Origin of the sequence: Parvibaculum sp. (genome assembly GCF_035511255.1) — a bacterium.
Lineage (GTDB): Bacteria > Pseudomonadota > Alphaproteobacteria > Parvibaculales > Parvibaculaceae > Parvibaculum.
The window spans coordinates 1-7,243 of record NZ_DATKFR010000230.1 but is presented as its reverse complement, the minus strand read 5'-3'; the positions used below and the strand labels follow the sequence as shown (position 1 = coordinate 7,243).

Here is a 7,243-nt window from a genome sequence, read left to right as displayed (position 1 = left end):
CTCCGCGTCGTCGACAAGGCGCTTCACGCACCCAATCTCGCCTCGATCCTCAATCAGGGCGCCTTCAACTTCGGCAATGCCTCGGGCGCCTGGCTCGGCGGCGCCGTCATCGCCCAGGGCGCGGCTTATACCTTCATTCCCTGGGTCGGCGCCGCCGTGGCACTCGCCGCGCTGGCCCTTGCGATGCTCTCCCAGCGTCTCGACCGCCCGGCCGCCGCGGTCGCTTGATCGAAGACCGGAAAAACATATAAAGATTTCTTTATATGAACTTGTCTGGGCGGGATCGGCCTGTTATAAGGCCGGGTCCCGCCTGCGCCTCGCATGCGGCCCACGCATTTCCAAGGAGCCCCCATGAGCAATGATTACGTCGTCAAGGACATCAACCTCGCCGACTGGGGCCGCAAGGAAATCGACATCGCCGAGACCGAAATGCCGGGCCTCATGGCGACCCGCGAGGAATTCGGCAAATCGCAGCCGCTGAAGGGCGCGCGCATCGCCGGCTCCCTCCACATGACGATCCAGACGGCCGTGCTCATCGAGACGCTGAAGGCGCTGGGCGCCGATGTGCGCTGGGCGTCTTGCAACATCTATTCGACGCAGGATCATGCCGCCGCCGCGATCGCGGCCTCCGGCACGCCTGTTTTCGCGATCAAGGGCGAGAGCCTCGAGGATTATTGGGAATATACGCATCGCATCTTCGAATGGGCCGATGGCGGCGCGCCGAACATGATCTTGGACGATGGCGGCGACGCGACGCTGCTGGTGCATCTCGGCCTCCGCGCCGAAGGCGGCGACGTCGCCTTCCTCGAAACCGCTTCGAACGAGGAAGAGGAAATCCTCTACGCCTCGATCAAGCGCCGCCTGAAGCACAAGCAGGGCTGGTACACGACGCTCGCAAAGAGCATTCGCGGCGTGACCGAGGAAACGACGACGGGCGTGCATCGTCTCTACGAGATGCAGAAGAAGGGCACGCTGCTCTGGCCGGCGATCAACGTCAACGACAGCGTGACGAAATCGAAATTCGACAATCTCTACGGCTGCCGGGAATCTCTGGTCGACGGCATCCGCCGCGCCACCGACGTGATGATGGCCGGCAAGGTCGGCGTCGTCGCCGGCTTCGGCGATGTCGGCAAGGGGTCCGCCGCCAGCCTGCGCAATGCCGGCGCCCGCGTCATCGTCACCGAGATCGATCCGATCTGCGCGCTGCAGGCGGCGATGGAAGGCTATGAGGTCACGACCATGGAAGAAGCCGCTCCTCGCGGCGACATCTTCGTCACCACGACCGGCAATGTCGACGTCATCACGGTCGAGCACATGCGCGCGATGAAGCATCGCGCCATCGTCTGCAACATCGGCCATTTCGACAGCGAGATTCAGGTCGGCGCGCTCAAGAATTTCAAGTGGCACAATGTGAAGCCGCAGGTCGACGAGATCGAGTTCCCCGGCGGCAACCGCATCATCCTGCTGGCCGAGGGCCGGCTCGTGAATCTCGGCTGCGCGACCGGCCATCCGAGCTTCGTCATGTCGGCCTCGTTCACCAATCAGACGCTTGCCCAGATCGAGCTCTGGACGAAGCCCGGCCAGTACGAAAAGAAGGTCTATACGCTGCCCAAGACGCTCGACGAGAAGGTCGCGGCGCTGCATCTCGCCAAGATCGGCGTGAAGCTGACCAAGCTTACCGACAAGCAGGCCGCCTATATCGGGGTTACCGAAACGGGCCCCTTCAAGCCCGAGGCTTACCGCTACTGACGCCGCCTCCCGCCGCACTGCAGAAGGCCCGGATTTCTCCGGGCCTTTTCATTTGGAGAGGGGTTTTTCGCTGTGCATTTTCGCGACACTTTAAGACATGATGTAGTATCGCTCGCCTCGGGCTGATCAGGCGGTGCGAATCGCACCGGATGGGGAATGATGACGGAAAGGCTGAGGCCGCCGGCGCGGCTGCTTTGGGGAAAGGGTGCGGGCCTCGCCGCGCTCGCGTCCGGCATGCCTGCCGTTCCCGCGCTGGCCGCCGATCCGACGCTTCCCGACCGCCTCCAGGAAAGTCTGCCCAAGGCGTTGGCGACGCTCGGCGTTCCAGCGTCGGCGCCGGTGATGGACCTCTATCTGCTCGGTGCTCTCGGCCTCGCGGTCTTCGGCGTTCTCGCCGCTCTGGTGGGATTCCGGACCGCCCGCGGCGCCCGGCGCCTGGCCCTGACGCGCGAACAGGAAATGTCGGGCCTCGAAGCCCGCCTTCATGCCGCGGAATCGATCCTCGCCGCCGAGCCCGACGCCGTCTTCATCTGGACGCCGGAAAGCCTGCGCGCCGCCCCCGGCACCTTTCAGTCGCGGCCCCGCATCGTCGGCTCGACCGCGACCCTGGTCGATCCCGCTTCGGGCGACCTCGATTTCTCCTACCTGCTGACGAGGCTCGAGCCGGAGAATGCTGGCCGCCTCAACACCGCGGTCCAGCGCCTGCGGACGCGCGGCGCGCGCTTTTCCCTTCATGTCCAGTCGCTCGACGGCCGCACCTTCGAGGCGGAGGGTCGGCCTGCCGGCGCGCTCGCCGTGCTCTGGCTGCGCGATGTGACCGGCGAGCGGGCGGAGGTAAGCCGCCTGACCGAACGCCTGCGTCAAGCCGAAGCGAGCCGCGCGCGCTTCGAGGAACATGTGATGAGTGCCCCGTTCCCCGCCTGGCGGCGCAACGAGGAGGGCAAGCTCGTCTGGGTGAACGACGCCTATGCGCGTGCCGTCGATGCGGCGACGCCAGAGGATGCGGTGGTGCGCGGCCTCGAGCTTCTGAGCGAGGATGTGCTGTCCTCGCTCAGGCGCCGCCTCTTCGACCGCACCCGGGCCACCGAACGCACCCATGCGATCATGGCTGGCGAGCGTCGCGCCATCGAGGTTTTCGAGCAGCGCGTGTCGCAGGGGCTTGCGGGCGTCGCCGTCGACGTTTCGGCACTCGATGCCGCGGAAGCGGAATTGCGTCGCCACATCGAAAGCCACGCGGCGACGCTCGACCGCGTGACGACCGCCGTGGCGATCTGCGGCCCCGACAAACGGCTCAAATTCCGCAACCGCGCCTTCGAAAATCTCTGGGGCCTCGATCCGCAATGGCTCGACGCCGAGCCGACCGACGGCGAGATGCTCGATCAGTTGCGCGCCCTGCGCCGCCTGCCGGAACAGGCGAACTTCCAAGCCTGGAAGCAGGGCCGCATGGAGCTCTATACCTCGCCCGATCCGATCGAGGAATACTGGCACCTGCCCGACGGGCGCACGATCAAGGTGCTCGGGCAGGCGCATCCCTTCGGCGGCGTCATCTATCTCTACGAGAACGTGACCGAGCAGCTCAATCTCGAAAGCTCCTACAATACGCTGGCCCGCGTACAGCGCGAGACGATCGATCATCTCTATGAAGGCGTCGCCGTCTTCGGTTCCGACGGCCGCCTGAAACTCTTCAATCCAGCCTATGCGCGCATCTGGAATCTCGCTGACGAAGTGCTTTGCGCCGAGCCGCATGTGGACGAGATCGTCGAGGCTTGTACGCCGCTCTTCAGCGATCCGGCGGATGCCGAGAACCTCAAGGCACGCATCATGATGGCGTCCGGCGTCCGCTCGCAGGCGACAGGCCGCCTCAACCGTCCGGACGGTACGGTGATCGACTATGCCGCCGTGCCGCTTCCCGACGGCGCAAGCCTTCTCACCTATATCGACGTGACGGATTCCATTCGCATGGAGCTGGCGCTGCGCGAGCGCAACGACGCGCTTGAGACGGCCGATCGGCTGAAATCCGAATTCATCAGCCACGTCTCCTACCAGTTGCGGACGCCGCTCACGAACATTCTGGGCTTCGGCGAAATCCTCGAAGCCGAGATGTTCGGTGAACTCAATCCGAAGCAGCACGAATACACGCAAGGCATTCTCGAGTCCTCGGACACGCTTCTCGACATCGTGAACGACATTCTCGACCTCGCCGTCATCGAAGCGGGCGCGATGACGCTCGATCTTTCCGACGTGGCAATGTCCGACGTCATCCGCGCGGCGGAAGAATTCGCTCAGCGTCCGGCTCAGAAAAACCGCGTCGTCCTCAAGATCGATGCGCCCGACGATCTCGGGGTCATCCGCGCCGACGAAAAGCGCATCAAGCAGATCATGATCAACCTTCTGTCGAACGCGCTGGCCTTCACGAGCCCCGGCGACACCATCACCATCGGCGCTGCGCGCGGTGACAACACGGTGCAGCTCTTCGTCGCCGACACAGGCGATGGCATCAAGCCGGAGTTTCAGGCGACGGTCTTCGATCGCTTCGAGGCGCGTGCAGGGCAGGATCGCCGGCGCGGCGCCGGACTCGGCCTGTCGCTTGTGCGCTCCTTCGTCGAACTGCATGGCGGCTGGGTAACGCTCGAATCGGCGCCCGACGTCGGCACGCGCGTGACCTGTCATCTGCCGGTCCGCACGCCCGCCTCGACCGTACTGGAGTCCGGTGCCGGTGCGCCGAAACTCATGGCCGAATAAAGGGCTGCCGATGCGGCCTCGATATTGCTGCGGAGGAGGGGGGACTCTTCGGCGGTTGTCAAAAGAAGAACCCGGCGCGGATCTCTCCGGCCGGGTTCAAACTTTGAAGGCAGCTCTCCGGCGAAGCCGGATGTCGCCCGCGTCTCAGCTCAAAGGAGCTGGAGGTTCGCGGCCGAGGTCTTGCCTTTTTCCGTCACGAGCTCATACGAAAGCTTCTGGCCTTCGTTGAGGTTCGAGAGGCCAGCGCGCTCGACGGCCGAGATATGCACGAACACGTCGTTGCCGCCGTTGTCCGGCTGAATGAAGCCGAAGCCCTTCTGGCTGTTGAACCACTTTACCGCGCCCTTGTTGGACATGGTGTCTCCTTGGAATAGAGGGTGTCGTCCGCGCGACATCGCGCGTCCGTGTCAATCTTTGAGAGTAGGGATAGCCCGGCGCTCGATCTGAGCGTAGAGAGCATGCCGAACCAAAACGAAATGACGCCCCATAAGTGGGGCCGCAGGCCGAAATAGCAAGGGAAATAAATCCCGTACGCTTGAACCCGCCGAAAACAGCCATTTCACGCGTCTCCGGGCCGCGCCCGCTCTCCGCCTCGTTCGACGACACGCCTCTTTTCAGTTGCCGCTTTAATTTAAGTGACCGAAATGATACTTTCGGTCATTCGTTCCGATGCCGCCCCGGGTCGCGCATGAAAGCGGCGCCGAGGGGCGGCCTCGCCGCCCGGAACATCGCCAGCAGGGGAGGAAATCATGTCCGTCACGCTCAAGGTCAACGGCGTCAAGCATACGCTCGACGTCGAGCTCGAAATGCCGCTTCTCTGGGCGCTGCGCGACGAGCTGGGCCTCACCGGCACCAAGTTCGGCTGCGGCGTTGCCTCTTGCGGCGCCTGCACCGTGCATGTCGACGGCGAGGCCGTGCGGTCCTGCGTGACGCCGGTCGTTTCCGTCGAGAACCGAGAGATCGTCACGATAGAAGGTTTGGCCGAGGCCTCCGGCGCCAAGGCCGCGCTGGCGCCGATCCAGGCCGCATGGATCGCGCATCAGGTCCCGCAATGCGGTTATTGCCAGTCGGGCATGCTGATGGCCGTGTCGGCGCTTCTGAAGGAAACCCCGAAGCCGACCGATGCGCAGATCGACGAAGCGATCACCAATGTCTGCCGCTGCGGCACCTATCCGCGTGTGCGCGCCGCCATTCATTCGCTGTCGAACGCCTGAGGGAGACGGAACCATGGACATCAAGAACCCCACACGGCGCGGACTTCTGATTGCCGGCGGCCTCGCGGGCGGCGGATTGCTGATCGGCTATGCGATGTCCGGTCCGTCGCGCCGAAACCAGCTCGACAAGCTTGCTTCCGGCGAGGACGAGCGCTTCGTCACGACCTGGTTGAAGCTTTCGCCGGACAATGTGCTGACGGTCTATGTGCCACACGCCGACATGGGGCAGGGCGTGGTCACCGCGCTCGCCATGATGGCGGCCGAGGAGATGGAGGCCGACTGGTCGCTGGTCAGGGCCGTGCAGGCGCCCGCCGAGCAGGCCTTCGCCAATGAAGCGCTCGGCCAGCGTTTTACCGATGGCGTCGAAATTCCACCCATGCTGACGGGCCTCACCAACGCCGCCTGGCTCAAGGTCGCGAAGTTCATGCATATCCAGCTCACCGGCGGCTCGTCCTCCGTGCGCTGGACCGGTCAGCATGGCATGCGCGTTGCCGGCGCCGCCGCGAAGGATCTGATGATCCGCGCCGCGGCCCGCCGCTGGAACGTCGACCCCTCGCAATGCGTCGCGCGCCTCTCCCATGTGCATCACGACGCCTCGGGCAAATCGGCAACGTTCGCGGAGCTCGCGTCCGATGCGGCGAACCTTTCGCCGCTTTCAAATCCGGTGCTGAAATCGCCGAAGGACTACACCATCGTCGGCAAGCCGATCCCGCGCTTCGATATTCCGGCCAAGGTCGACGGCAGCGCGAAATATGGCATCGACGTGAAGGTGGCGGGCATGCTCTATGCCGCCATCAAGTTCGTGCCCGTCTTCGGCGCCGAGGTCGTGAGCTACAACGAAGCCGAAATCCTGAAGCGGCCCGGTGTGAAGAAGCTCGTCCGCCTGCCGTCGGGCGTTGCCGTCGTCGCCGACAATTTCTGGCGCGCCAAGGAGGCGGCGGCCGCGCTCGATCTGAAGATCGACGCCAAGGGCAATGACACGCGCTCGATGACGACGATCTATGCGCAGCACGACAAGGACATTGCCTCCGGCGACAGCGCGAAGGACGTCGAGATCGGCGATATCGACGCCGGCCTGAAAGGCGCGGCGAAGACCGTCGAGGCGACCTACCGCGTTCCCTATCTCGCCCACGCCTGCATGGAGCCGATGAACTGCACGGTCTGGATCAAGTCGGACGGCAAGGCGGAAGCTTGGGTCGGCGCACAGGACCCGCTCGGAACCCGCGCCCGCATCGCTGATGTCGCCGGTCTTTCCTTCGACGACGTGACGCTGCATCCGATGTTGCTTGGCGGCGGCTTCGGCCGCCGCATCCCGGTGCGCGAGGGCTTCTTTAATTTTCCGAGCGAGATCGACTTCGCGACGCTGATCGCGAAGGAAGTCGATGCGCCGGTAAAGCTCGTCTACACCCGCGAAGACGACATTCAGCACGATGCCTATCGCATCGCCGTGACGAGTGTCTTCAAGGTCGGCCTCGACAAGGACGGTCAGCCCGTCGCCTGGCAGAACCGCTATACCTCGAAGGACGAGCCGGGCGAGG

The 7,243-nt window shown here is 64.4% G+C and carries 5 protein-coding genes and 1 pseudogene; 5 read left to right on the top strand and 1 reads right to left on the bottom strand.

Annotation, left to right across the window (positions count from 1 at the left end; all coding sequences use genetic code 11):
- From VMR03_RS08990 to VMR03_RS08980, 3 genes and pseudogenes are all read left to right on the top strand, one after another.
- Positions 1 to 228, top strand: a pseudogene (locus VMR03_RS08990) (MFS transporter); the annotation flags it as partial.
- 123 nt (positions 229 to 351) lie between these two features.
- Positions 352 to 1,749, top strand: coding sequence for an adenosylhomocysteinase (ahcY, locus tag VMR03_RS08985; RefSeq protein WP_325404365.1), 1,398 nt, complete (start codon positions 352 to 354; stop codon positions 1,747 to 1,749).
- A 156-nt stretch (positions 1,750 to 1,905) separates the two neighbouring features.
- The gene (locus VMR03_RS08980; protein ID WP_325404363.1) at positions 1,906 to 4,491 is read left to right on the top strand and encodes a PAS domain-containing sensor histidine kinase; all 2,586 of its coding nucleotides are present in this window, start codon (positions 1,906 to 1,908) and stop codon (positions 4,489 to 4,491) included.
- 149 nt (positions 4,492 to 4,640) lie between these two features.
- Here VMR03_RS08980 and VMR03_RS08975 read toward each other — a convergent pair whose 3' ends face one another.
- On the bottom strand, positions 4,641 to 4,847 hold the full coding sequence (locus VMR03_RS08975; protein ID WP_152215086.1) for a cold-shock protein: 207 nt from the start codon (positions 4,845 to 4,847) through the stop codon (positions 4,641 to 4,643).
- Between the two features lie 393 nt (positions 4,848 to 5,240).
- Here VMR03_RS08975 and VMR03_RS08970 point away from each other — a divergent pair, with 393 nt between their 5' ends.
- Together VMR03_RS08970 and VMR03_RS08965 are read left to right on the top strand one after the other, a co-directional pair.
- Entirely contained in the window at positions 5,241 to 5,705 is a 465-nt protein-coding gene (locus VMR03_RS08970; RefSeq protein ID WP_325404360.1) for a (2Fe-2S)-binding protein, read from the top strand.
- A gap of 13 nt (positions 5,706 to 5,718) precedes the next feature.
- Positions 5,719 to 7,243: xanthine dehydrogenase family protein molybdopterin-binding subunit (locus VMR03_RS08965; RefSeq protein WP_325404358.1), on the top strand; the 1,525-nt coding region annotated here is incomplete at its 3' end.

Coding starts and splice junctions, on each gene's coding strand:
- ahcY (WP_325404365.1), top strand. CDS start 352: ATGAGCAATGATTACGTCGTCAAGGACATCAACCTCGCCGACTGGGGC.
- VMR03_RS08980 (WP_325404363.1), top strand. CDS start 1,906: ATGATGACGGAAAGGCTGAGGCCGCCGGCGCGGCTGCTTTGGGGAAAG.
- VMR03_RS08975 (WP_152215086.1), bottom strand. CDS start 4,847: ATGTCCAACAAGGGCGCGGTAAAGTGGTTCAACAGCCAGAAGGGCTTC.
- VMR03_RS08970 (WP_325404360.1), top strand. CDS start 5,241: ATGTCCGTCACGCTCAAGGTCAACGGCGTCAAGCATACGCTCGACGTC.